Source organism: Formosa bonchosmolovskayae, from assembly GCF_051016085.1.
Taxonomy (GTDB): domain Bacteria; phylum Bacteroidota; class Bacteroidia; order Flavobacteriales; family Flavobacteriaceae; genus Formosa.
On sequence record NZ_CP174605.1, the window covers coordinates 1,941,581 to 1,965,913 of the forward strand.

Annotated in this window: 17 protein-coding genes; 4 read left to right on the forward strand and 13 right to left on the reverse strand. The window is 35.1% G+C overall.

What is annotated here, in order from left to right; genetic code table 11:
• Positions 1-363 precede the first annotated feature (363 nt).
• The 3 genes from ACKC83_RS08220 to ACKC83_RS08230 form a co-directional block, all read right to left on the reverse strand.
• Positions 364-1,080 (reverse strand): ribonuclease activity regulator RraA, encoded by a 717-nt coding sequence (locus ACKC83_RS08220; protein ID WP_434037692.1) that lies wholly within the window; start codon positions 1,078-1,080, stop codon positions 364-366.
• Positions 1,081-1,323: 243 nt separating this feature from the next.
• A complete protein-coding gene (locus tag ACKC83_RS08225; RefSeq protein WP_434037693.1) occupies positions 1,324-3,465 on the reverse strand; it encodes a M3 family metallopeptidase in 2,142 nt (713 codons plus the stop codon).
• A 245-nt stretch (positions 3,466-3,710) separates the two neighbouring features.
• The gene (locus tag ACKC83_RS08230; RefSeq protein ID WP_414036172.1) at positions 3,711-4,100 is read right to left on the reverse strand and encodes a DUF1573 domain-containing protein; all 390 of its coding nucleotides are present in this window, start codon (positions 4,098-4,100) and stop codon (positions 3,711-3,713) included.
• A gap of 276 nt (positions 4,101-4,376) precedes the next feature.
• Here ACKC83_RS08230 and ACKC83_RS08235 point away from each other — a divergent pair, with 276 nt between their 5' ends.
• Complete coding sequence (locus tag ACKC83_RS08235; RefSeq protein WP_434037694.1) at positions 4,377-7,013, forward strand: valine--tRNA ligase; 2,637 nt, start codon at positions 4,377-4,379, stop codon at positions 7,011-7,013.
• 567 nt (positions 7,014-7,580) lie between these two features.
• On the opposite strand, the gene ACKC83_RS08240 is transcribed toward ACKC83_RS08235, so the two are convergent.
• From ACKC83_RS08240 to gcvP, 4 genes are all read right to left on the reverse strand, one after another.
• Positions 7,581-8,432 carry a glycosyltransferase family 2 protein gene (locus tag ACKC83_RS08240; RefSeq protein ID WP_434037695.1) on the reverse strand — a complete coding sequence of 284 codons (852 nt, stop codon included), beginning with the start codon at positions 8,430-8,432 and terminating at the stop codon, positions 7,581-7,583.
• 70 nt (positions 8,433-8,502) lie between these two features.
• The gene (locus tag ACKC83_RS08245; protein ID WP_434037696.1) at positions 8,503-9,030 is read right to left on the reverse strand and encodes a methyltransferase; all 528 of its coding nucleotides are present in this window, start codon (positions 9,028-9,030) and stop codon (positions 8,503-8,505) included.
• 30 nt (positions 9,031-9,060) lie between these two features.
• The gene (locus ACKC83_RS08250; protein ID WP_434037697.1) at positions 9,061-10,119 is read right to left on the reverse strand and encodes a 3-oxoacyl-ACP synthase III family protein; all 1,059 of its coding nucleotides are present in this window, start codon (positions 10,117-10,119) and stop codon (positions 9,061-9,063) included.
• Positions 10,120-10,229: 110 nt separating this feature from the next.
• Positions 10,230-13,073, reverse strand: a complete 2,844-nt coding sequence (gene gcvP / locus ACKC83_RS08255; protein ID WP_434037698.1) for an aminomethyl-transferring glycine dehydrogenase — start codon at positions 13,071-13,073, stop codon at positions 10,230-10,232.
• 118 nt (positions 13,074-13,191) lie between these two features.
• Here gcvP and ACKC83_RS08260 point away from each other — a divergent pair, with 118 nt between their 5' ends.
• Positions 13,192-14,028, forward strand: coding sequence for a hypothetical protein (locus tag ACKC83_RS08260; RefSeq protein WP_434037699.1), 837 nt, complete (start codon positions 13,192-13,194; stop codon positions 14,026-14,028).
• Here the strand turns inward: ACKC83_RS08260 and ACKC83_RS08265 are convergent.
• The 6 genes from ACKC83_RS08265 to ACKC83_RS08290 all read right to left on the reverse strand — a co-directional run bounded on the left by ACKC83_RS08265 (position 14,018) and on the right by ACKC83_RS08290 (position 21,579).
• Entirely contained in the window at positions 14,018-14,278 is a 261-nt protein-coding gene (locus tag ACKC83_RS08265; protein ID WP_414036165.1) for a glycine dehydrogenase, read from the reverse strand. The two genes, ACKC83_RS08260 and ACKC83_RS08265, sit on opposite strands and share 11 nt — an antisense overlap.
• A 2-nt stretch (positions 14,279-14,280) precedes the next feature.
• A complete protein-coding gene (locus tag ACKC83_RS08270; protein ID WP_414036164.1) occupies positions 14,281-14,835 on the reverse strand; it encodes a sigma-70 family RNA polymerase sigma factor in 555 nt (184 codons plus the stop codon).
• Positions 14,836-14,963: 128 nt separating this feature from the next.
• Positions 14,964-17,480: a hypothetical protein gene (locus tag ACKC83_RS08275; RefSeq protein ID WP_434037700.1), complete on the reverse strand. Its 2,517-nt coding sequence runs from the start codon at positions 17,478-17,480 to the stop codon at positions 14,964-14,966.
• A 215-nt stretch (positions 17,481-17,695) separates the two neighbouring features.
• Complete coding sequence (locus tag ACKC83_RS08280) at positions 17,696-19,729, reverse strand: M3 family metallopeptidase (RefSeq protein ID WP_434037701.1); 2,034 nt, start codon at positions 19,727-19,729, stop codon at positions 17,696-17,698.
• Positions 19,730-19,901: 172 nt separating this feature from the next.
• Positions 19,902-20,381, reverse strand: a complete 480-nt coding sequence (gene purE / locus ACKC83_RS08285) for a 5-(carboxyamino)imidazole ribonucleotide mutase (RefSeq protein ID WP_414036161.1) — start codon at positions 20,379-20,381, stop codon at positions 19,902-19,904.
• Between the two features lie 43 nt (positions 20,382-20,424).
• Positions 20,425-21,579, reverse strand: a complete 1,155-nt coding sequence (locus ACKC83_RS08290; RefSeq protein WP_434037702.1) for a 5-(carboxyamino)imidazole ribonucleotide synthase — start codon at positions 21,577-21,579, stop codon at positions 20,425-20,427.
• 163 nt (positions 21,580-21,742) lie between these two features.
• Between ACKC83_RS08290 and ACKC83_RS08295 the strand changes: the two genes are divergently transcribed.
• Positions 21,743-22,852 carry an adenylate kinase gene (locus ACKC83_RS08295; protein ID WP_434037703.1) on the forward strand — a complete coding sequence of 370 codons (1,110 nt, stop codon included), beginning with the start codon at positions 21,743-21,745 and terminating at the stop codon, positions 22,850-22,852.
• Positions 22,853-22,918: 66 nt separating this feature from the next.
• Positions 22,919-23,917 carry a GTPase ObgE gene (gene obgE, locus ACKC83_RS08300; protein ID WP_414036158.1) on the forward strand — a complete coding sequence of 333 codons (999 nt, stop codon included), beginning with the start codon at positions 22,919-22,921 and terminating at the stop codon, positions 23,915-23,917.
• Positions 23,918-24,333 lie beyond the last annotated feature (416 nt).

The following is a 24,333-nucleotide window of genomic DNA, read 5'->3' on the forward strand; positions in this document are numbered from 1 at the left end:
ATTGAAAGGGTGTTATAATGATACTATATAAGGTTCGGGGCTTCTTTAGGTAACTAATGTAGGAAATAAAAACCGTGTATATACATCTAATTTGAGTTTTGTAAATGACACCTTTATAATGTTGAAAACATATCTGCTTTAAATTTATGTTTTTCTAATGGTAAGATTAATTAAGAAGGGTAAAAAGAAGTAGTGCTATGAGGTATTTTTGATATTAACGATGTAATCAAGAGCGACTCTTTTTAGTCTGTTTTTGACTGAGAAATACTAAGATGTTAAACATAAAAAAAACACATTAAAAATGTGTTTTTTTATGATATAGTGCGATGTAATTTATCTGTAAATCTATCTGTGAATGATAGGTTAATTCGCAGATTTGTTTTCTTTTTTCCACGATTCGAAAGCGTCTGCGTTCTCTTCTTTAGTAAGTGGATATAATCCAATTATAGTATGGCCTGCTAAAACTCTTTCGGTAACGAAATCCTCGTAAAGTGTCATATTTATAGCTTCAGTTGCCATGTCGTCTGCTAAATGTGCTGGAATAACAATTACACCATCATCGTCGCCTACTAAAACATCGCCAGGAAATACGGCAACATCTCCACAACCAATAGGGACATTGATGTCTAAAGCTTGATGCAAGGTTAAGTTTGTTGGAGCGGAAGGTGTTTGGTGGTAAGATGGCATATCTAGTTTTGCGATTTCGGCAGAATCTCTAAAGCCTCCATCTGTAACCAAACCTGCTGCACCTCTAACCATTAAGCGAGATGCTAATATGGAACCAGCAGAAGCGGCTCTGCAGTCTTTTCGGCTGTCCATAATTAAAACAGCTCCTTTAGGGCAGGTTTCTACTGCGACTCGCTGTGGGTGTTGAGGGTCTTTAAAAACGGTAATCGGATTTAGATCCTCTCTAGCGGGAATGTATCGCAATGTAAAGGCTTCTCCTACCATATTAGGTTTTCCTTTTGCAAGTGGTTTTACACCTTGAATAAATTGATTTTTTAATCCTTGTTTAAACAGTGCTGTTGCAAGTGTTGCAGTACTAACTTTCTGTAATTTTTCACGAGTAGATGCTAACATTATTTTTGTTTTTTGATGTCGTTTTTGTTTTTAATACGTTTTAAAAAGCATGTTAAATGACTTGAAATTTAGAGTGTAAGTCAACTAGAAATCGTTGTATTGTTATTGGCTATAAACACACTTTAAGTCAATCTAAAATAAGCAATAATTATAAATTAGAATGGTCTCTTAACTTAATAATTATTGCTCATTCCGTTAATATTTAGCAAAGAAACTAAATAAGTGTTCTCTTAACTAGTTGCATTATTTAATCGGGAATCCACGGTCTTTCATTAAAGCTTCAATCTTTGCATCGCGACCTCTAAATTTCTTATAGGCCTCTGCAGGATCCATGGCATTTCGAGGTGCAAATAAATATTTTACCAACTTCTTCGCAACCTCTTTATCGTAAAATCCACCTTCAGATTCTTTAAAAGCTTCTGCGGCATCGCTTGTTAAAACATCTGCCCACATGTATCCGTAATATGCCGTAGCATATCCTTCGCCTGAAAATACATGGCTAAACTGCGGTGTTCTATGTCGCATAGGTAATTCCTTTGGCATTCCTAAGGCGTCTAACGTTTCGCGTTCAAAAGTATCTACATCCATATGTTCAGGATCTGCTAAATGTATTTTCATATCGATAAGGGCAGAAGCTAAATATTCGGTAGTATTAAAGCCTTCATTAAATGTAGATGCTTTTTTTATTTTTTCAACTAAACTAGCCGGAATAGGTTCACCGGTTTTGTAGTGTACCAAATAGGTGTTAATGACTTTGTCTGTAGATAACCAACGTTCTAATAATTGCGATTGAAATTCTGTATAATCTCGTACGCCTCCATTTAAAGTCGGGTATTTTACGTCTGCCGAAAAGAAGTGTAGGGCATGACCAAATTCATGAAAAAATGTAATGGCATCGTCCCAAGAAACTAAAACAGCTTCTCCCGGAGCAGGTTTTACAAAATTAGAATTATTGGATGCTAATACATTAGTGTCGCCATCAAAAGACGATGAGCTTCTGTACGTTGTAGCCCAAGCTCCAGAGCGTTTACCTTGTCTGGCATAAGGATCTAGATACCATAATCCAATATGTTTACCGGAATCTTTATCTGTAACCTCCCAAACTTTTACATCTTCTTGGAACACAGGAACAGATCCATCGGAAACCGGAGTGAAGTTATAATTGAATAATTCGCCAGCAACAAAAAACATGGCTTCTGTTAATTTATCCAATTGCAGGTATTGTTTTACCTCATCACTGTCTAAATCGTATTTCTTTTTACGCACTTTTTCTGCATAATATCTATAGTCCCATGGTGCTATAGTAATATTATCTCCAAGTTCGTTTGCTACGGTTTGCATATCTTGAACTTCTTCTTGTACTCTAGCAATGGATGCCGGCCAGACAGCCATCATTAAATCCATAGCGTTTTCTGGTGTTTTAGCCATTCGGTCTTGTAAACGCCATGCTGCATAGTTGTCGTATCCCATCAGGCCAACACGTTCTTTTCGCAATTTTAAAATTTGAACAATAATCTCATTATTATCAAATTCATCTCCATTATCGCCTCTAGAATAGTAGTTTTCCCAAACTTGTTTTCGTAATTCGCGATGGGTAGAGTAGGTTAAAAATGGATCTATTGAAGAACGAGTATTGGTAATCGCATATTTTCCATCTTCACCCTTATCTGTCGCTATTTTTGCTGCAGATTTTATAAACCCATCGGCTAATCCTCCCAATTGATCTTCGGTTAAGTAGGTAATGTAGTTTTCTTCGTCATGCAAAATGTTATTTCCAAAGGCGGTGTAAAGTGAAGATAGTTCTTTGTTTATTTCAGCATAGCGTTTTTTCTTTTCAGCATCTAGGTTTGCACCATTCATTTCAAATTGCTTGTACGTTAATTCCACTACACGTTGCGCTTGATCTTCTAAAGGATGTTCTAAAGCATCTTCGTAAACTGTTTTTATTCGCTTGAAGAGTTTTTCGTTCTGGGAAATTTTAGATCTAAAATCAGATAGTTTAGGTGCTAGTTCTGCTTGAACAGTTCTAAATTCTGGCGTAGATACATTGGAACTCATAATGCCGTAATAGGCAAAGACGCGTCCTAAAGGTTTTCCAGCACGTTCCATAGCTACAATTGTATTTTCGAAAGTTGGAGGTTCTTCGTTGTTGGCAATAGAATCTATTTCTGCAAGGTTAAGAGCCATAGCTTCTTCCATAGCTGGTTTTACAGCTGCTACAGACATTTTGTCGAATGCAGGAACGCCGTCGTAAGGTCCTGTCCATTCCTGGATAAGTACATTGTCGCTCATTGTTTTTTTAGTGTTTTCGGGGGTGTTGTCTTTACAGCTAACGCAGATAATAAAACTGCAAAAAATTAAAGTTTTAATAGATTTAAGGATCATAGATTATTAGAATTTTATCTCTTGTACGTGATTATAATGGATCGAGATTACAATATACTGCAATTCCGATATACGATATTTATATTTATAAGTATTTTAAGTCTTTTAACATCCTCAGCCCTTTAATTTAGAGAGATTCTTAGAAGGATGATGGCTATTGTTTTTAATTATACGCCATAAAAAAACCTCTTGAGTGTACACTTAAGAGGTTTAATATATAAGTAGTTGAATACAGGATTCAGCTTTTATTTTGTAGCACTCGGATCGATAACTTCACCTTTAATTTTTAAAGCTACTGTTGGTGTTTCTGCGTTAGACATAACCGTAATCGTTTTTCTAATAGGCATAACACGGTTCGTATCATACTTTACAGAGATTTCTCCTGTAGCACCTGGCATAATTGGAGCATCTGGTTTTTTAGGCACAGTACAACCACAACTAGAGGTTACTTTAGAAACAATAAGAGGGGCATCTCCAGTGTTTGTAAATTCAAAAACACGAACGCCATCAGCTCCTTTATTAATTGTTCCGTAGTCTATAACATCTGTTTTAAATTCAATTTTTGCGACTTTGTTTTGCGCCTGAATTGAGAATGTTACTAGTCCGATAAATAAAATAGTTATAATCTGTTTCATGATAATTTAATTTAATTTTAGTGTAAACGTAAATACTTTTTACTCATTATGCAAGATTATTAGCGTTATTGATTCTAGATTAATAATATATTAAGGTAGTAATTCTATAAACACGCAATATAATTTCACATCAAAAGAATAATAAGTACTTTTGCATCTTATATTCAAAAACTATTCCAAAGTGTTCAAACTAACTCTAAATAGTGATCTCGTTAAGGACGTATTTTAGGTTGTGTTTTTTCGCTTTAAGCAATACAAAGATTCAAAATTATGCCGATGGATATTCCTTCAAAATATGATGCTAATTCAGTAGAAAGTAAATGGTACGATTACTGGATGAAAAACAATTATTTTCATTCTACACCAGACGAAAGAGAACCGTATACTATTGTAATTCCGCCACCAAATGTTACCGGTGTGTTGCATATGGGACACATGCTAAACAATACCATTCAAGATGTATTGGTGCGCCGTGCCCGATTGTTAGGTAAGAATGCATGTTGGGTGCCTGGAACCGATCACGCCTCTATTGCTACCGAAGCCAAAGTAGTTGCTAAATTAAAGGAACAAGGTATAGATAAAAACGACCTTACTCGGGACGAATTCTTAGCCCATGCTTGGGAGTGGACAGAAGAGTACGGTGGGGTAATTCTTGAGCAACTTAAAAAATTAGGATGTTCTTGCGATTGGGATAGAACTAAATTTACAATGGACGACGATATGTCGGAAGCTGTAATTAAAGTATTTGTCGACTTGCATAACAAAGGATTAATTTACCGTGGTTATCGTATGGTAAACTGGGATCCAGAAGCACAAACGACCTTGTCTGACGAAGAAGTTATTCACGAAGAACGTCAAGGGAATTTATATTATATAAACTATAAAATTGAAGGTAGCGACGATACCTTAACCATTGCAACTACACGTCCTGAAACTATTTTTGGGGATACAGCCATTTGTATTAATCCGAACGATGAGCGTTTTACACACTTAAAAGGAAAGAAAGCGATTGTGCCAATTTCTAATCGTGTAGTGCCAATAATAGAAGATGAATATGTCGATTTAGAATTCGGTACAGGATGTTTAAAAGTAACGCCTGCACACGATGAAAATGATAAGAATTTAGGAGATAAGCACAATTTAGAAGTAATTGATATCTTTAATGCCAATGCGACTTTAAATAGTTTCGGATTGCAATTTGAAGGTCAAGATCGTTTTGACGCTAGAAAAAATGTAGCTAAAGAATTAGATGCTCTAGGGATTTTAGTGAAAACTGAAGTTCACGTAAATAAAGTAGGAACGTCTGAGCGTACTAAAGCGGTTATCGAACCTCGCTTAAGCGACCAGTGGTTCTTAAAAATGGAAGATTTAGTGAAGCCTGCTATCGAAGCGGTTTTAGGTGAAGATGCCGAAATTAAATTGTTCCCGAAGAAGTTCGAAAACACCTACCGTCACTGGATGGAAAATATCCGTGATTGGAATATTTCGCGCCAGTTATTGTGGGGACAACAAATACCTGCATATTTCTATGGTGATGGAAAAGAAGATTTCGTAGTTGCTGAAACTATTGAAAAAGCAGTGGCCTTAGCACAGGAAAAAACGGGGAAAGCCGATTTAAAAGCTGAAGACTTAAAACAAGATACCGATGCTTTAGATACTTGGTTCTCGTCTTGGTTATGGCCAATGAGTGTATTCGACGGGATTAGTAATCCAGAGAATGAAGAAATCAAGTATTATTATCCAACAAACGATTTAGTAACCGGGCCAGACATTTTATTTTTCTGGGTGGCTAGAATGATTATTGCGGGTTACGAGTACAAAGACGAAAGACCATTTAATAACGTATACTTAACGGGATTAGTTCGCGATAAGCAACGTCGTAAAATGAGTAAATCTCTTGGTAATTCACCAGACGCACTTAAACTTATAGATGATTATAGTGCAGATGGTGTGCGTGTAGGATTGCTTTTAAGTTCGGCTGCTGGAAACGATTTAATGTTCGATGAAGCCCTTTGCCAACAAGGAAAAGGATTCGGAAATAAAATTTGGAACGCTTTTAACTTAACCAATTTATGGGAAGTTAGTGAAACTATTGAGCAACCACAGTCTAGTAAAATTGCTCTAGAATGGTACGAAGCGAAGTTCCAAGATGCATTAGTAGAAATTGAAGACCACTTTAGTAAATACCGTTTAAGCGATGCCTTAATGAGTATTTATAAATTGATTTACGACGATTTCTGTGGCTGGTTACTAGAGATTGTTAAACCTGCTTATCAGCAACCAATCGATGCTACAACGTACAATAGTGTAATGGCTCGTTTCGAAGATAATTTAAAAATTCTTCACCCGTTTATGCCGTTCTTAACCGAAGATATTTGGCAATATATTGCTGAGCGTACGCCGGAAGAAGCATTAATCGTTGCAAAATGGCCAGAAGCGAAGGCGATAAATAAAGATTTAATTGCTCAGTTTGAATTTGCTTCGGAAGTGATTTCTGGAATTAGAACCGTTCGTAAAGAGAAAAATATTGCGTTTAAAGATGCTATTGGTTTCTCTGTAATTAATAACGAAAATGCGAATACTGCTTTCGATGCTGTCATCTCTAAATTAGGGAACTTGGAGGCTATCGATTATGTTACAGAACCAGTAGAAGGCGCTTTAACATTCCGAGTAAAATCTAACGAGTATTTTATTCCTATGGAAGGCGCAATAGATGTTGAAGCGGAGATTGTAAAGCTAACCGAAGAATTAAAATACACGGAAGGTTTCTTGAAATCGGTTCAAAAGAAGTTATCTAACGAACGTTTTGTAGCAGGAGCACCTGAGCAAGTCATTGCTAACGAACGTAAAAAAGAAGTAGATGCTTTAGCTAAAATTGAAACGATTACATCTAGTTTAGCGAGTTTAAAGTAAATAGGTCACTCTGAAATTATTTTAGAGTATCATTATAAATCAAAAACACCTCAGCAGTATATGTTGAGGTGTTTTTTTATGCTTTGAATTGGTGCGATAGCACCTAGTGTGATATGTTCTCGACTCCGCTCGAACACCATGGAGATACAAAATGTTATTAGAATAAACTTCAGATATATTCTCGTTCTTGTAATATCTTATAAAATTCAAAACATCATTATAGCGGTCTTCGAGTGTAGTGGAGAATAATATACTATTCCATAAATAAATTTTAGTTCTCGACTCCGCTCGAACACCATGCAAACATAGAACGTTGGAGTATAAATTAATTAGTATGATATAACATAGTCTTTGATAAGAATTCAGCATGACACGGCGAAATAGTTTATTACTTTTAGCTGAGGTTTTGTCTACTAGAATTTGTTTCAGGTTCTCATTATTAAGGAAATATTACGGCAACTGATTGTCGTGAAATCAAAAGCGATAAATTTTTGAATGTATACTGAATTTATTTTTTTCCACTAACCACTAACCACTAACCACTAACCACTAACCACTAACCACTAACTAAAACCCAAATTTCTTCAGCATCCCTTTCCAACGTAACTTTCTTATAAATTCGCCTTGTTCTGGAGTCACTAAAGGTTCTATATTTTCGTTTTTAGCTTTAAAATAGCCAGACATATAATCGTTAAAAAGAGAGAGATTCTTTTTCTTCATGGCTAGTTTCAAAGCAGAAATAGCGGTGATAGAAAAGCCATAACGCATTTTGTACATGGCTTCACCTTGCATATATTTTGAAGCTTTATTATAACTTGCGCCAGTAGGTTTTAGGTGTTTTACGTGCAGTGATTCATCGGTAAGAATTTCCCAATGATTAAACTTTGCTAATAATTCATCAATGGTATCCCAACCCATGGCAGGCTTTAATTTTCCAATATCTAAAAAGCATTGTTTTCGGTAAGCCTTAAGAGCTCCGCGAATATGGTCTTTGTTAGTTAAATCTTCTAAAATCCAATCTTCATCCTTTTTAATGTAGCAAAATCCAGCAACCATACCCAATGTTGGATTGGTTTTAAAATGACTAGAAATCGTTTCTAAATAGTTTTCAGGGAAGATTAAATCGGCATCGAACTTACACATGATGTCATAATTCTCATCTAGCGTATCTAATCCTTTGTAAAAGGCATTTATAATTTTAGAACCTGGTAAATGTTTTTCGGACGATTGTACGTTCACAATAGAAATCCATGAATGTTTTTCAATGTAAGATTCTACGATAGCTTGGGTGTTGTCTGTAGAATGGTCATTAACAATAACCAATTGTTTTGGCAACAGGGTTTGTTTTGCTAACGATTCTAAAGTACGACCTATAGAATCATCTTCATTATGTGCGGGAATGACAATGTAAAAATTCATGCTATGAAATTCAATATTTAAATCTTATATCGCAAAGATTACGATAGCTATTTTTTATAAAAAGCAGATTTTACTTTGAAATCCGTTCAGCATAAACAATATAGTAGCGCGGCGTAAAACGCCTAAGAATAGGACGGATACCAATTTTATTTGTTGGATTTGTCCATTTATGTCGTGCTTTTATTTCCCAGCCAGCTTTTTCTAGTAACCAATCGAACTGCCAATCTTCAAATTCGTGGTAATGCCTATCCCGCATATCGGTTTTACTTCTATACGCTTCTGCAAACCATAATTTAAGAGGCACACTGGCAACTAACTTATCGGCTTTAATAGCTTTTAAAACCGTAAAAGGCGAAAGTAAGTGTTCGAAAATTTCGAAAGCGGTAACCACATCGGCATTTGAATGTTGTAATGCTGAGGTGTCAAGATCTAAATCTTCACCGGTTGTATTTTCAACTTTAAACCCATGGTCTTCCATGACTTTAGTAAACGGGTTTACTACACCTAAATCTAAAAGACTCGACGCTTTTGGAACGTGGATCTCTAAGAATTCAATGGTGTTTTTATAACGCTTATGTGGAAAATGGCTTTCGTACATACTATTCTTATTCCGCTTCTGCGGTGCTATTTAATATTTGTAAACTATGGCATTAATGTGCATTCCTGCACCAACGCTGGCAAATATAATAACATCACCCTTGTTAAGACTATGATTTTCTAATTTATTGTGTCTAACCATATCGAAAAGCGTAGGGACGGTAGCAACAGAGCTGTTACCTAAGTTACCAATAGTCATTGGCATAACATTATCTGGAATAGGCATTTTAAACTGACGGTAAAAACGTTTTAAAATAGCATCGTCCATTTTTTCATTGGCCTGATGAATAAAAATCTTTTTAACATCGTGTATGTCTACACCACTTTCGTCTAAACAAGCTTTCATCGCTGCTGGAACATGGGATAATGCAAATTCATAAATTTTACGACCATCCATTTTTATGTACTTCGTATCCGGATCTAAGTCAGGATTAAAAGATTTTCCAGAGGTTAGGTGAAACGCATTATCGAGGGTATAACTTTCGGTAATGTGAGATAAGATACCGCCTGCTTCATCTGTTTTTTCTATAATACATGCACCGGCACCATCAGAAAAAATCATGGCATCACGATCGTGCTTATCTACCACTCTAGAAAGGGTTTCAGAGCCTATTACTAGACAACGCTTAGCGATACCTGCTTTAATAAATGCTTGAGCTTGCACAACGCCTTCAATCCAACCAGGGCAACCAAACAATAAGTCGTAAGCCACACATTTCGGATTTTTAATGCGAAGTTTGTTTTTAACGCGTACGCTTAAGCTTGGTAACATATCACTTTGGATGGTTCCAAACTTGATGTCTCCAAAATTGTGAGCGAAAATAATGTAATCTATAGTCTCTGGATCTATATTGGCGTTATCAATTGCTTTCTGAGCAGCAAAAAAACCAATGTCTGATGAAGTGTATTCTTCCTTGACATAACGACGTTCAGAAATACCAGTAATGGATTTAAATTTCTCAATTATGACAGCATTGTCATTTTCGAAGGGAGTTCCATCGTTATTTAGGAAAGAATGATTAAGAAAACTGTCGTTTTTTTGAACAAGAGAAGGTATGTAACTTCCTGTTCCTGTGATTTTTATGTTCATTAAAAAAAGATTGCCTTTACAGCATGTTTTATATCTATGAAGATACTGACATTTGCTAAAAAGGCAATCTTATTTTAGAGATAATTTACGATGTCCAAATCGTTATTTTATTACATATAATCCTCTATAGGCGCACATGTACAAATCAAATTTCTATCACCAAAAGCATCATCTACACGACGTACAGATGGCCAAAATTTATTGGTGCGTACATGTTCTATAGGGTAGGCCGCAATGTCTCTAGTGTATGGAAGGTCCCAAGTGTTAGCGGTTAACATTTCTAAAGTATGTGGCGCATTTTTAAGGACATTATTAGATTCGTCTTTAGTGGCTTCATCAATTTCTTTTCTAATAGAAATTAGTGAGTCACAGAAGCGATCCATTTCTTGTTTGCTTTCACTTTCTGTAGGTTCAATCATTAACGTTCCTGCAACTGGGAAAGAAACTGTAGGTGCGTGGAATCCGTAATCTATTAAACGCTTAGCAATATCTGTAACTTCAATTCCATGCTCTTTAAACGGTCTGCAGTCTACAATCATTTCGTGTGCTGCACGTCCGCATTCTCCAGAATATAACGTATCAAAATGACCTTGTAAACGGCTTTTAATATAATTCGCGTTTAAAATGGCTGCTTTAGTAGAATCTTCCAATCCTTTTGCGCCTAACATTTTAATGTATCCGTAAGAGATTAAACATACTAAAGAAGAACCATAAGGTGCTGCCGAAATAGATTTAATAGCTTTCTCGCCTCCAGTTTTTATAATTGGGTTTCCTGGTAAAAATGGAACCAATTGCTTCGCAACACAAATTGGCCCTACACCAGGTCCTCCACCTCCGTGAGGAATTGCAAAGGTTTTATGTAGGTTAAGGTGACAAACGTCTGCTCCGATATTTCCAGGATTTGTTAATCCTACCTGAGCATTCATATTTGCACCATCCATATATACTTGTCCGCCGTTATCGTGAATAATCTGAGTCACTTCTTTAATTGCAGATTCATAAACACCATGAGTAGATGGGTACGTTACCATTAAACACGATAAGTTATCTTTATGCAATTCTGCTTTTTCGCGTAAATCGTCAACATCAATATTTCCTTCTGCAGTCGATTTTGTGACTACAACTTTCATTCCTGCCATAACAGCACTTGCAGGGTTAGTACCATGTGCAGACGACGGGATTAAACAAATATTTCTATGACTTTCTTCTCGAGATTCGTGATAGGCTCTAATTACCATTAAACCGGCATATTCTCCTTGTGCACCTGAATTAGGTTGTAAAGAGGTTGCTGCGAAACCTGTAATCTCTGTTAATTGAGCTTCTAACTCTTTTAATACCGTTTGATAACCTTTTGCTTGCTCGATAGGTGCAAATGGGTGAATAGTTCCCCATTTCGCATAACTTAAAGGCAACATTTCTGCAGCGGCATTTAATTTCATTGTACAAGATCCTAAAGAAATCATCGAGTGATTTAATGATAAATCTTTACGCTCTAACATTTTTATATAACGCATTAATTCAGTTTCTGAATGGTGCGTATTAAATACATCCGAAGTTAAAAATTCGGTTGTACGTTGTAGGTTTTCGTTAATGTTATTGGATTCAGAAATAGCGTCCAAAACAATAGGTTCTACTTTTATTGATGAAGCGAAAACAGCAATAATATCATTAATATCTGAAAGCGAGGTGGTTTCATTTATAGAAATAGTAACCGAGTCTGCATGCGGATAGTAGAAGTTAATAATTTTAGCTTCGGCAAGCGGTTTAATTTCGGCTGCATCTGCCTCGATATTTAAAGTATCGAAAAAGGTGTCGTTCTTTTGTTTAAATCCGATAGATTTTAAAGCTTCTGATAATGCAGATGCTTTATCGTGAACAGAATTAGCTATAAATTGTAATCCTTTTGGTCCGTGATATACCGCGTACATACCTGCCATAACTGCAAGTAAAACTTGTGCGGTACATATGTTAGACGTTGCTTTATCACGTTTAATGTGTTGTTCACGCGTCTGTAAAGCCATACGTAATGCACGGTTTCCATTCATATCTTTAGTCACCCCAATAATACGACCAGGAAGATCTCGTTTGTAAGCTTCTTTGGTTGCGAAATATGCGGCGTGAGGACCTCCATAACCCATTGGAATTCCGAAACGTTGCGTGGTTCCTACAACAACATCTGCTCCAAATTTACCAGGAGCTTCAAGTTTTACTAAACTTAAAATGTCTGCAGCAACAGCCACTTTAATATCAGCTTCATTTGCTTTTTCAATGAATGTTTTAATATCACTTACCAATCCATCTTTTCCTGGATATTGAAGAACAGCACCAAAGAATTCTGAAGAAAAATCGAATGTTGTTTCATCTCCAATAACTAGTTCAATACCAATCGGATTAGAACGGCTTTGTAACAAAGCTAAACTTTGAGGTAAAATAGCATCGGAAACAAAGAATTTATTAATTCCTTTTTTCTTCTGATCACGACTTCTTACAGCAAATAGTAAGCTCATAGCTTCGGCAACGGCAGTACTTTCATCTAAAAGAGATGCATTTGCTATTTCCATTCCCGTAAGATCGGTAATCATGGTTTGGAAATTTAACAACGCCTCTAAACGTCCTTGTGCAATTTCTGCTTGGTAAGGAGTATATGCTGTATACCAACCCGGGTTTTCTAGAACGTTACGCTGAATAACTGCAGGAAGAATAGTTGGGTGATACCCTAAACCGATATACGATTTGAAAATGTGATTTTGTTTTGATAATTCGTGAATGTGAGTTAAGTACTCATACTCGGTCATTGGTGCATCTAAATTAAGAGGCTTTTTTAAACGGATACCATCAGGAATAGTTTCGTATATAAGTTGGTATAAACTGTCTACACCTATAGTTTGTAACATTTGCTGTTGGTCCGCATCTCTAGGACCAATATGACGCAATGAGAAAGCATTTGTATTCATCGAATTATAATTGTGTTTTGTGGCGCAAAAGTAAGGAATTTAGGGTGTTTGGCTATATGATTTTCTCAAGAATTTTGTTAAAGATTGCTGTTAATTTTGGATTATCTATTTTTGTGGCATGACGATATTCCAAAAGCTCTTTAAATTTTATCTAAACGCAAGTATTCATGTTGCTTTATCTGTGTTTTGCCTAGCGTGGATTACACTGTTAAAATTCGAATTACCTTTCGATGAGAACGTGTTGTATTTTATATTTTTTGCGAGTATAACAGGTTACAATTTTGTGAAGTATTTTGGATTAGCAAAAAATCATCGTAGAGCCATGGCCAGCTGGTTGCGTGCTATTTTGCTTTTTACGTTCGTTAGTTGTGTGTTAATGAGCTATTTTGCATTACAACTAGAGCTTAATACCGTCTTAATATTATCTGGTTTTGGAGTGGTTACATTTATGTATGCCATCCCGTTTTTGCCACGTCGATTTTTTGTAGATAAACATCAGAACTTAAGAAGTATAAGTGGCTTAAAAGTGTATGTAATTGGATTGGTTTGGGCAGGTGTAACTGTATTATTGCCATTAATTAATGAACACTATACCTTCGATTTAGATGTGGTTCTAACTTGTATGCAACGGTTTATATTTATTATCGCTTTAATGTTGCCTTTCGAGCTTCGAGATTTAAAATACGATAGTCTGAAGTTAGGAACAATTCCTCAGAAAATTGGAGTGCAACGGACTAAAAAATTAGGCGTTGTGTTGTCGTTAATTTTTTTCTTTTTAGAATTGTTTAAAACAGAATTAGTTGGGAGTTTTATTTTAATTCAACTTACAGTTGCTTTAATTTTAATTCTGTTTATATATTTTTCAACGGAATCCAGAAATGACGTGTATACATCGTTTTGGGTCGAGGGGATTCCTATAGTTTGGTTGGGATTAGAGCTGTTGCTTACCCTTTAGTATTTTGCTTTTCAAGTTCTTTTTCAAAACATTTCTTCATTTCCGATTTCGATTTTGCATCTAAACATTTAATGTTTGATTGCTTTATCGACTCCGTTAATTTCATGTTGGTAAACATGTGTTTTTTGCACAGCGTACAGAAAACAATATGCATTTTAAACTTCAAGCGCTCCAAAAAGGTAGACTCGTTGTATTGAAACTTGTCACAGATGTGAGAAGCTTCGTCGCATGACAAAAATAATTTACTCATAATTAATACCAGTTTTTTTCTAGACAGCTTGAAAGAGATGTTCGCGCCCTATGTATTATAACCCATAAATTAGACGGAGTAATATTTAATTCATTACAAATAATATCTGTGTCAAAATTCTCTATAGTTTTCATCTTGAAAACTTGGGCTTGTTTAGTTGGTAATTTACCTAAACAATTATAAATGGCTTCGCTAAGTTCTGTGTTTTCTAAGACGTCTTCTGCGTTCTTATAAGAATTGTCGGCAACGCGTTCTTCTAACCAATCGCCTTCGTCTTCGCTTTCTGTAGTATAGGACATGCGGACTTCAGCTTTACCTTTTTTAGAATTTATTTTCCGGTAATGATCTATTATTTTTCGTTTCAGAATAGAAATTAACCAGGTGCGTTCACTGGCTTCACCTTTAAAGTTTTTCATGGATTTTAAACCTGCAAAAAATGTGTCCTGAACCAAATCTTTAGCAATTTCAGCATCACTAACTCTAGAAATAGTGTAGTTGTATAGATAGTCGGAGTATGAATCTATCCATTTGGTTGCATCAATCTTGTGTTCTGGCATAAAGTGAAATGTCGGTTTAACTCATCAAAAATAGGAAATCTATTTTATTAAAATATTAAAGTTTTTATAAGGTTTTAAAAATTAAAATGAAATTTACTATGATATTGACCTTGTTCTTTTGTTACAAATCACAATTTTTCAGTTAGATTAATAGTTTCTTGTTTGTAAATCAATGCGCCTTCCTGATTCATACCATTAACGGTCAATAGAATGTTCTTGTGTTGACCTTTGTAAATTTTTAAAATAGTTTCTCGGTTCGGTGCTAAAAGTATATTAGGTTTCCAGTCTAAAGCCTCGTAATATATCTTGGATTGCGTACTAATAAATTGCATGGGGAAATTAGAATACATTTGGTTAGCTGCAGTAAATCCTATATCTAAAGTGCTTTCTTGATAAAGGGGAGGGACAATGCTATCTGAGCTTCCTCCCTTTTTAGTATTTACATGTAGTACGCCATCGGTTCCTCTAAAACCATATCCGGCTCCCTGACTGTTAAAACTAACATTTTCCACCTGACTCATTCTTAATCCATATAGAACATCATGGTCTATCATGGGTTGACCATCAAATATAAGTAGCATTTTTGGTGAAGGTGCATTTCCAGTACTATCAACTTGAGTAGCATATCCACCAGAAAAAGAGTTAGAACCTCTTGTTGAATTTACAATAACGGACGCATTAATTACAGAAGCTGATATACCAGCTTGTCTGTTTAGGAAGTCTACAAGGGTCGAAAGGCGTTTGTCTTGTTCCTCAATAATATATTGTTTTGTAAATCCAGCGCCTAGGGTATGTGGCTTATTGGGGTGTAAATCTACAAACTTAGGTTGTTTATTTTCTTTACCATAAAGTTTAACTTCTTCTAATTGTTCTGCATCTTTAAGAAATAATGGTTTTTGCAGATGATAAAAATTTTCGTCATTGCTTTTTAGAATTCGAGGTGTATTAGAATTATAATTTAAAACAATATCTTCATTATAATTTATTTGGGTATTGTACACAAAGAAACGAGCTTTTTGAATGCTTCCTGTTTTATCAATTAAAGCTAGGTTATACTTGGAATCTTTTTGCATCACTAAATTTTCGAACACGAACTTATTATCCTGTTGGAGGTCTACGACTTGTAAAATTGAATTAGTGGTAGAGGTTAACATGACTTTATAGCTTTCGTTTGCTATTAAATTAGCATTTACAGAACCCGCTATTTTAATACCGGTTTCAGGTTGAAAAAGTGGTTCAGCAGATTTAAAAGGATTTTGAGTTGTTTTTGTGGCATAAATTTGCGTAATCAAATCAAGAGTCTGCTTATTTAATGTGTCTGTATTAAATGTAGGAACAACATCTATGTATGGTTCTAGCAAAAGGGATGCGCTAATATTTTTATTATTCTTATTTAATTTGCTTTCTTCAGGTACAATTGCAATACTTAGACGTGCAGGACCCATACTTTTAGGTATTTTTACAGCGAGTTCCATGCTGTCTCCTACCACAGCTTGAGGTAAAATAGTTATTTCAAGGTCTTGTTTGGTTTTGTTAAAAAAATGGCGCTCTGCTACAGGTTGATTGTTTTGATTAAAAATACTAAGCGTGTTTACGCCATTAAAAAAATGATCTTCCGAAAAAGGTAATTTGTATTTAGTGTATTTTTTGTTAATGACAACGGGTAACACATAACGTGCTTTTTGGTTTCGGTGTATTATGGCAAAAAACGTGTCGTTATGATATTTAGATACCAAATCTTTAGAAAAATGTATGGTAAATCCAGCTTCTTCATCAGAACTTTGCAGATCATCATGCTCTTGTATGATAATTCCTGAGGTATTCGCAGAAGGAAGATCGAACTTAACAGCTTTGTTTTTGTAATTTACTTGGGCGGTGTAGCTGTGTTTTGGCTGGTAAACAAAACTCACAGAACCTAATCCTAAATGATTTGTGGACGATCTTGCAATGGCTTGACCTGACGTATTATCTATAATAAAAACAGGCAAGGCTTCATGAAGACTCAGGGCGTCACTGTTTAGTTTAAAGTTTATAGTATTTTTTATACCATTTAAAATCGTACCACTTTCGGGATAAAAGTCAATGTTTAAGTCACCGATTTCACTAGTGAGTTCATTATCTGATGACGTGTTTTCTTGAACACCTTCCGGTTTTATATTAATAATTTGTAGTTCTCTGATGTATTTGGATTTAAAATTTTTGTTCCATTGGGTATCTACACTTAAATAATAAGTTCCAGAATTTAGAGATTCAGAAAGTTTTAAATCGCCATAAGCAATACCATCATTAGAATAAAACATGGTTTTCTGCAAAAGCATTTTGTTAGAATCGTAAAGGGCAATATGTAGGTTTACGGTTTCCAACATGGGTTTATTACTAAAATCGCTAACCACGTAAGCTTGCCACCATATTTTTTCTCCAGAGAAATACATGGTTTTATTTGTATGTAAGAAGAATTTTTCTTGTGCGTAGGTATTGAAATATTCTGGATTGTCTGAAGCTAAATCGGAATTAGACTTTTCTTGAGCAAATAAGCTTAGAGCGAGTAATGTGAAGGCAAAATTTATGACGTATTGAAAGGTTCTTTTTTTTGCGAGCATAGCAGTGTTTTTCTCCGTGTGTTTATCTAATTTAATAAAATTCATGATAATTTTATTAAATTATTTAAGTTAATCGATTAAAAGTAGCTATTTATCAGAGGTTTGTATGTAAAAAGAAGGAGAGTCGTTTGTATTATTTAATAGGGTTTATAAACATAAGAGCCAAGAATTTATATAATGCATATATATTCTTGGCTCTTGCGTTTATAATATGTAGCTAGTTAATTATAAGGTTTACACCAAAATGTAAAAGGGTGTAATTATTTTTTAATTAATCCAGCACGTCTTAATAAAGCTTCGGGTTGTGGTTCTTTACCTCTAAAGCGTTTGTATAAAACCATAGGGTCTACAGTACCACCTTGCGAAAGCACATTCTCTTTAAATTTTTTAGCAACATCTGTATTGAATATTCCTTCTTCTTTAAAATATTCAAAAGCATCTGCATCTAAAACTTCTGCCCATTTGTAACTGTAATATCCTGCAGAGTACCCACCTTGGAAAATATGAGAAAACGCTGTGCTCATACAGTTTTCTGCAACATCCGGATATAATTTTGTGTTTTCGAAGGCCTCCAATTCATGAGTTTTCACATTGTCTATTGCTGAAGGATCTTGTCCGTGCCAACTCATATCTAATAATCCGAAACTAAGCTGACGTAAGGTTTGCATGCCTTCGTGAAATGTAGCAGATTCCTTTATTTTAGAAACCAATGCCATTGGTATAACCTCACCTGTTTTATAATGTGTCGCGAATATTTCTAATGCTTCTTTTTCGAAACACCAGTTCTCCATGACCTGACTTGGTAATTCTACGAAATCCCAAAATACACTGGTTCCGGATAGGCTAGGGTAGGTGGTATTCGCCAACATGCCGTGTAATGCGTGCCCAAACTCATGGAATAAAGTGGTAACCTCATTAAATGTTAATAGAGACGGTTTACTTTTTGTAGGTTTGGTAAAGTTGCACACTATAGAAATATGCGGACGACTATTTTCGTTGTTTTTAATGTATTGAGATTTGTAAACCGTCATCCATGCGCCATTACGTTTTCCTGCTCTTGGAAAGAAATCGGCGTAGAAAATAGATACTAAATCTCCTTTATCGTTGGTAACTTTATAAGTTGACACTTCTTCGTGATACTTATCTATAGTGTCTACTTCTTCAAAATGTAAACCATATAATTTTTCGGCAATTTTAAACGCTCCTTGGGTTACGTTTTCTAATTGGAAATACGGTTTTAATTTTTCATCGTCTAAATCGAATAACTTCTGTTTTAGTTTTTCTGCATAATAACCAGAATCCCATTTTTCAAGACGGTCTATATTATCTAATTCCTTAGCAAAATCTTCTAAGTTTTTAAGTTCATTTATAGCCGCGGGTTTTGCTTTATCTAATAATTCGTTTAAAAACTCTGAAACATTTTCTGGCGTTTTAGCCATGCGTTCTTCTAGTACAAAGTTCGCATGTGTTTTATAACCTAATAGGTTTGCACGTTCAAAACGTTTTTTAACAATGTTTAAAACTATGTCTTGGTTATCGAATTTGTTATTCCCAAAGCCTCTTTTTCCAAAGGCAATAGCTAGTTTTTTTCTTAACTCACGATTATCTGCATAGGTCATAAACGGAATGTAACTTGGATAATCCAAATTAATAATCCATCCATCTTTGTCTTTAGACTCGGCCAATTGTTTCGCCGCTTCTTTTGCACCTTCTGGAAGTCCGCTTAAATCGTTTTCATCGGTAATATGCATTTCAAAAGCATTAGTTTCGGCCAATACATTTTCACCAAAACTTAAACTTAATTTACTTAAGTCTTTATCTAAAGCACGAAGAGTTTGTTTTTTATCTTCGGCTAAATTAGCTCCGTTTCTAGAAAAACTTTTATACTGTTTTTCTAAAAGCATCATTTGTTCGGCATTTAAATGTAAAGATTCTCGACTCTCGTAAACGGCTTTTACACGTTTAAAAAGTGCTTCGTTTAAAGTAATATCATTTCCAAATTCTGATAAGAGTGGTGATACTTCTTGTGCTATTTTCTGAATGTCGTCATTCGTTTCTGCAGAATTCAAGTTAAAGAAAATACTGGTGACGCGATCTAATTGTGCACCGGAAAATTCTAAAGCTTCAATGGTGTTTTTATATGTAGGGACTTCAGGATTAGAAGTTATGGCATTTATTTCAGCTTTAGTTTCTTCAATTAAAGTTGTAATTGCAGGTAAAAAGTCTTCGTTTTTTATCTTGGAAAACGGTGCTGTGCTAAATGGCGTTTGAAAAGGTTTTAAGAGAATATTCATTTTTTGAGCTGTTTTTCGTAAATAAATGTTAAAAAATGTGTTAAAGCGCTGTATGAGTAAGAAATTATCATACATTTGCAAAGATTTTTTTCATAAAAGAGCTGGTTACTCTGAAAAAATTTATTGATTAATAGCGATAAAAAGCCTCTATTTATAGAGGCTTTTTTTGTGTTTATAAGTTTTTAGCAGTGTCTAATACAGCTTGCTTTAAACCTTCTTTATATTTTATAATTTTCTCGAGCACTTCTGTATTGGAACTTCCAATAATTTGAGCGGCTAATATTCCTGCGTTTTTAGCACCGTTAAGGGCTACTGTTGCGACAGGGACACCACCTGGCATTTGTAAAATAGATAAAACAGAATCCCAACCATCTATAGAATTACTACTTTTTACAGGAACACCAATAATAGGTAATGGAGATAACGAAGCAACCATTCCTGGTAAGTGCGCAGCGCCTCCTGCTCCAGCAACAATAACTTGTATGCCACGTGTGTGTGCATTTTTTCCGTAATCGAATAATTTTTCTGGGGTACGGTGTGCCGAAACGATATCTACTTCAACTTCTATGTCGAATGTTTTTAAAATGTCTATTGCATCTTGCATAACAGGAAGGTCACTTTTACTTCCCATAATAACGCCTACTTTACTCATAATATATTGTATTTTGCATTAAAAATTAATGCTTTGTTTTTATTTATTCGGTTATAACTTGAATGCTGTTTTTTACGTTTTCGGCAATTTTTCGTGCCTCAGCAATATCTTCATTTACAATAGTAACATGTCCCATTTTTCTAAACGGACGCGTTTGTTTTTTACCATAAATATGTGGTGTTACACCGTCCATAGCCATAATGTTTTCGATGTTTTTATAGACCACATCGCCTGCGTGTCCTTCGGCGCCGACTAAATTTACCATAATTCCATTTAATTTATTCGCTGTATTTCCTAAAGGTAAATCTAAAACGGCTCTAACGTGTTGTTCGAACTGAGAGGTATAACTTGCTTCTATAGTTTGATGTCCAGAATTGTGTGGTCTAGGAGCGACTTCATTAATAATAATATCGTCCTCTTCTGTCTGAAACATTTCTACAGCCAATAACCCGACGTGATTAAATGCCTGTGCAGCTTTTAAGGCTACTTCGGTTGCTTTTTTAGCAACAGCTTCACTAATTCGAGCAGGACAAATTACATACTCTACCTGATTGGCTTCCGGATGAAATTCCATTTCTACCACAGGGTAGGTTTTAATTTCTCCCGATGGATTTCTCGCCACGATAACAGCTAATTCGTTTTTAAACGGAATCAGTTTTTCGGTAATACACTCTACATTTGGTAAATGCTCAAGGTCTTTTAATTCACGAACAATTTTTACGCCTGTGCCATCATATCCAAACTGTGCACTTTTCCACACAAACGGATAGTCTAATCCGCCGTTAGAAATGGCATCTTCAATTTCAACCGTGTAAGCAAAGCGAGAAAATGGTGCAGTTGGTAAATTATGATCTACATAAAATAATTTCTGAGTTGCTTTATTCTGAATGGTACGTAATGTTTTAGAAGAGGGGTATACCTGTACGCCTTCTTTTTCTAAATCTTCAAGCGCATTAACGTTTACGTTTTCAATTTCAATGGTTAAGACATCAACTTGTTTTCCAAAGTTATAAACGGCATCGTAATCCATTAAGTCACCAATTTGAAATTCGTTACTACCTACTTTACAAGGCGCTTCTTCACTAGGATCTAAGATACAGGTGTGAATGTCGAATTTTCTGGTTTCAGTTAGTAACATTTTACCCAATTGACCACCACCAAGAATTCCTAATTTAAAATTTGAAGAAAAATAATTCATTATATTGCTTTTTTACTCGTGTTTTAGACGTAGCAAAAATACGTTTTAATATGAAATTAATTCTAAAATTAAGGAATCAATAGTATGAAACCTTTTTCTAAAACTAGATTATAGGTCTCATTTGATTATCTTTGCCAAGAATTAACGAAAATCAGGATATTTTATGATTAAACTTCATGACAAATATTTTAAGCCATTTATTTCTGCAAAGCAAATAGATGATGCTATAACTCGGATGGCAGAACAAGTGGCTGCCGATTTTGCAGACGAAGTTCCTGTTTTTGTAGGAGTTTTAAATGGTTCGTTTATGATTGTAAGCGAGTTTGTTAAGAAATATCCAAATCCTTGCGAGGTTACTTTTATTAAATTAGCGTCTTATGAAGGTGTAAAATCTACAGAAGACATTCAGCGTTTAATAGGATTAACTCAAGATTTAAGCGGACGTTCAGTAGTAATCCTGGAAGATATTATAGATTCAGGGCGAACGTTAGCAGAGATTCATCGTATTTTTAAAAATGAAAACGTTAAATCGCTAACTATTGCGACCTTATTTTATAAACCAACAGCCTATAAAAAGGATTTTAAACTGCACTATGTCGGTATAGAAATTCCAGATAAATTTATAGTTGGTTTTGGTTTAGATTACGATGGATTAGGTCGGAATTTACCAGAAGTATATCAAATAAAAACAACTCAACATATGACAAATTTAGTCTTATTTGGACCTCCAGGTGCAGGTAAAGGAACACAAGCAAATTTTTTAAAAGAAAAATACAATTTAGTACATATTTCTACGGGCGATGTATTTCGTTACAACATAAAGAATGAAACCGCTTTAGGAATGTTAGCCAAATCTTATATGGATAAAGGCGAATTGGTTCCAGATAAAGTTACTATTGATATGTTGAATGCTGAAGTAGAAAAAAATGCAGGTGCTAACGGGTTTATCTTTGATGGTTTCCCAAGAACAAATGCACAAGCAGCCGCTTTAGAAGAATTAATGAAGAGTAAGGATTCTGAAATTAATGCCATGATTGCATTAGAAGTAGAAGACAACATATTAATAGAACGTTTATTAGAACGTGGTAAAACAAGTGGGCGTTCAGACGATGCCGACGAGTCTATTATCGCGAATCGTATTAAAGAATACTATTCTAAAACCGCGATATTAAAAGATTACTATTCTGCACAAGATAAATATTTTGGAGTGGACGGTGTAGGTTCTATCGAAGATATTACAGTGCGTTTAAGCAAAGTAATCGATACACTATAATTGATACGTATTATCAATTATATTTTTATAACATTTTAAAGACTTTATTATAAAGTCCAAGTAATTATGACTGAAGGAAATTTTGTAGACTACGTGAAAATCCAATTAACCTCCGGAAACGGTGGTAAAGGATCTACGCATTTACATCGTGAGAAGTATATCACAAAAGGAGGTCCCGATGGGGGAGATGGTGGTCGTGGAGGTCATGTTATTATTAGAGGTAACGATAATTTATGGACACTTTTTCACTTAAAATTTAAACGTCATTTACGTGCTGGTCACGGAGGACATGGAAGTAGCGGACGTAGTTCCGGTGCCGATGGTGAAGATGTGTATTTAGATGTGCCATTAGGAACGGTGATTCGTGATACCGAAACCAATGATGTGCTTTTCGAAATTACAGAAAACGGAGAAGAGCGTATTGTTAGTCGAGGTGGAATGGGAGGTCGTGGAAACTGGCATTTTAAAAGTTCCACAAACCAAACCCCGCGTTATGCGCAACCGGGTATGCCTTTAGAAGAAAAGTATGTAACTCTAGAGTTAAAATTGCTTGCAGATGTTGGTTTAGTTGGATTCCCTAATGCTGGGAAATCAACGCTATTGTCTGTAATCACGTCGGCAAAACCAAAAATTGCAGATTACGAGTTTACGACTTTAAAACCTAATTTAGGAATTGTTGAATATCGCGATTTCCAAACTTTTGTAATGGCCGATATTCCAGGTATTATTGAAGGTGCTGCTGAAGGAAAAGGACTAGGATATTATTTCTTAAGACATATAGAACGTAACTCGACGTTGCTGTTTTTAATTCCTGCAGATGCCGACGATATCACGAAGCAATACGAAATTTTGTTAGACGAATTACGTCGATACAATCCAGAAATGTTAGATAAAGATCGTTTGGTTGCTATATCTAAATGTGATATGTTAGATGACGAGTTACAAGCAGAATTACGTATGGAACTTGATAAAAATCTAGGGGTAGAATATATCTTTATTTCATCGGTTGCACAACAAGGGATTACAGAATTGAAAGATAAACTTTGGAAAATGTTGAACGTTTAAGTCGAAGTTTTTCAATATAGAGTATAAAAAAAGGAGCTGTTAAGGCTCCTTTTTTTGTTTGTAAAGTTTTATCTGAGTTAGATGTGAGATACTGAAACGAGTTCAGCATGACGCTAGTTTATAAATTAAGTTCTAATTAATATTCAGCGTCTTCACCCTAAATTTATTTCAGGGTCACACCTGAGTAATCAAATTCGAGTAATCACATCTGAGTTAGATGTGAGATGCTGAAACGAGTTCAGCATGACGCTAGTTTGTTATTTAAGTTCTAATTAATATTCAGCGTCTACACCCTAAATTTATTTCAGGGTCACACCTGAGTAATCAACTTCGAGTAATCACATTCGAGTTAGATGTGAGATACTGAAACGAGTTCAGCATGACGCTAGTTTGAAGTTTTAGTTCTAATTAATATT

Coding starts and splice junctions, on each gene's coding strand:
- ACKC83_RS08220 (WP_434037692.1), bottom strand. CDS start 1,080: ATGTTAGCATCTACTCGTGAAAAATTACAGAAAGTTAGTACTGCAACA.
- ACKC83_RS08225 (WP_434037693.1), bottom strand. CDS start 3,465: ATGATCCTTAAATCTATTAAAACTTTAATTTTTTGCAGTTTTATTATC.
- ACKC83_RS08230 (WP_414036172.1), bottom strand. CDS start 4,100: ATGAAACAGATTATAACTATTTTATTTATCGGACTAGTAACATTCTCA.
- ACKC83_RS08235 (WP_434037694.1), top strand. CDS start 4,377: ATGGATATTCCTTCAAAATATGATGCTAATTCAGTAGAAAGTAAATGG.
- ACKC83_RS08240 (WP_434037695.1), bottom strand. CDS start 8,432: ATGAATTTTTACATTGTCATTCCCGCACATAATGAAGATGATTCTATA.
- ACKC83_RS08245 (WP_434037696.1), bottom strand. CDS start 9,030: ATGTACGAAAGCCATTTTCCACATAAGCGTTATAAAAACACCATTGAA.
- ACKC83_RS08250 (WP_434037697.1), bottom strand. CDS start 10,119: ATGAACATAAAAATCACAGGAACAGGAAGTTACATACCTTCTCTTGTT.
- gcvP (WP_434037698.1), bottom strand. CDS start 13,073: ATGAATACAAATGCTTTCTCATTGCGTCATATTGGTCCTAGAGATGCG.
- ACKC83_RS08260 (WP_434037699.1), top strand. CDS start 13,192: ATGACGATATTCCAAAAGCTCTTTAAATTTTATCTAAACGCAAGTATT.
- ACKC83_RS08265 (WP_414036165.1), bottom strand. CDS start 14,278: ATGAGTAAATTATTTTTGTCATGCGACGAAGCTTCTCACATCTGTGAC.
- ACKC83_RS08270 (WP_414036164.1), bottom strand. CDS start 14,835: ATGCCAGAACACAAGATTGATGCAACCAAATGGATAGATTCATACTCC.
- ACKC83_RS08275 (WP_434037700.1), bottom strand. CDS start 17,480: ATGAATTTTATTAAATTAGATAAACACACGGAGAAAAACACTGCTATG.
- ACKC83_RS08280 (WP_434037701.1), bottom strand. CDS start 19,729: ATGAATATTCTCTTAAAACCTTTTCAAACGCCATTTAGCACAGCACCG.
- purE (WP_414036161.1), bottom strand. CDS start 20,381: ATGAGTAAAGTAGGCGTTATTATGGGAAGTAAAAGTGACCTTCCTGTT.
- ACKC83_RS08290 (WP_434037702.1), bottom strand. CDS start 21,579: ATGAATTATTTTTCTTCAAATTTTAAATTAGGAATTCTTGGTGGTGGT.
- ACKC83_RS08295 (WP_434037703.1), top strand. CDS start 21,743: ATGATTAAACTTCATGACAAATATTTTAAGCCATTTATTTCTGCAAAG.
- obgE (WP_414036158.1), top strand. CDS start 22,919: ATGACTGAAGGAAATTTTGTAGACTACGTGAAAATCCAATTAACCTCC.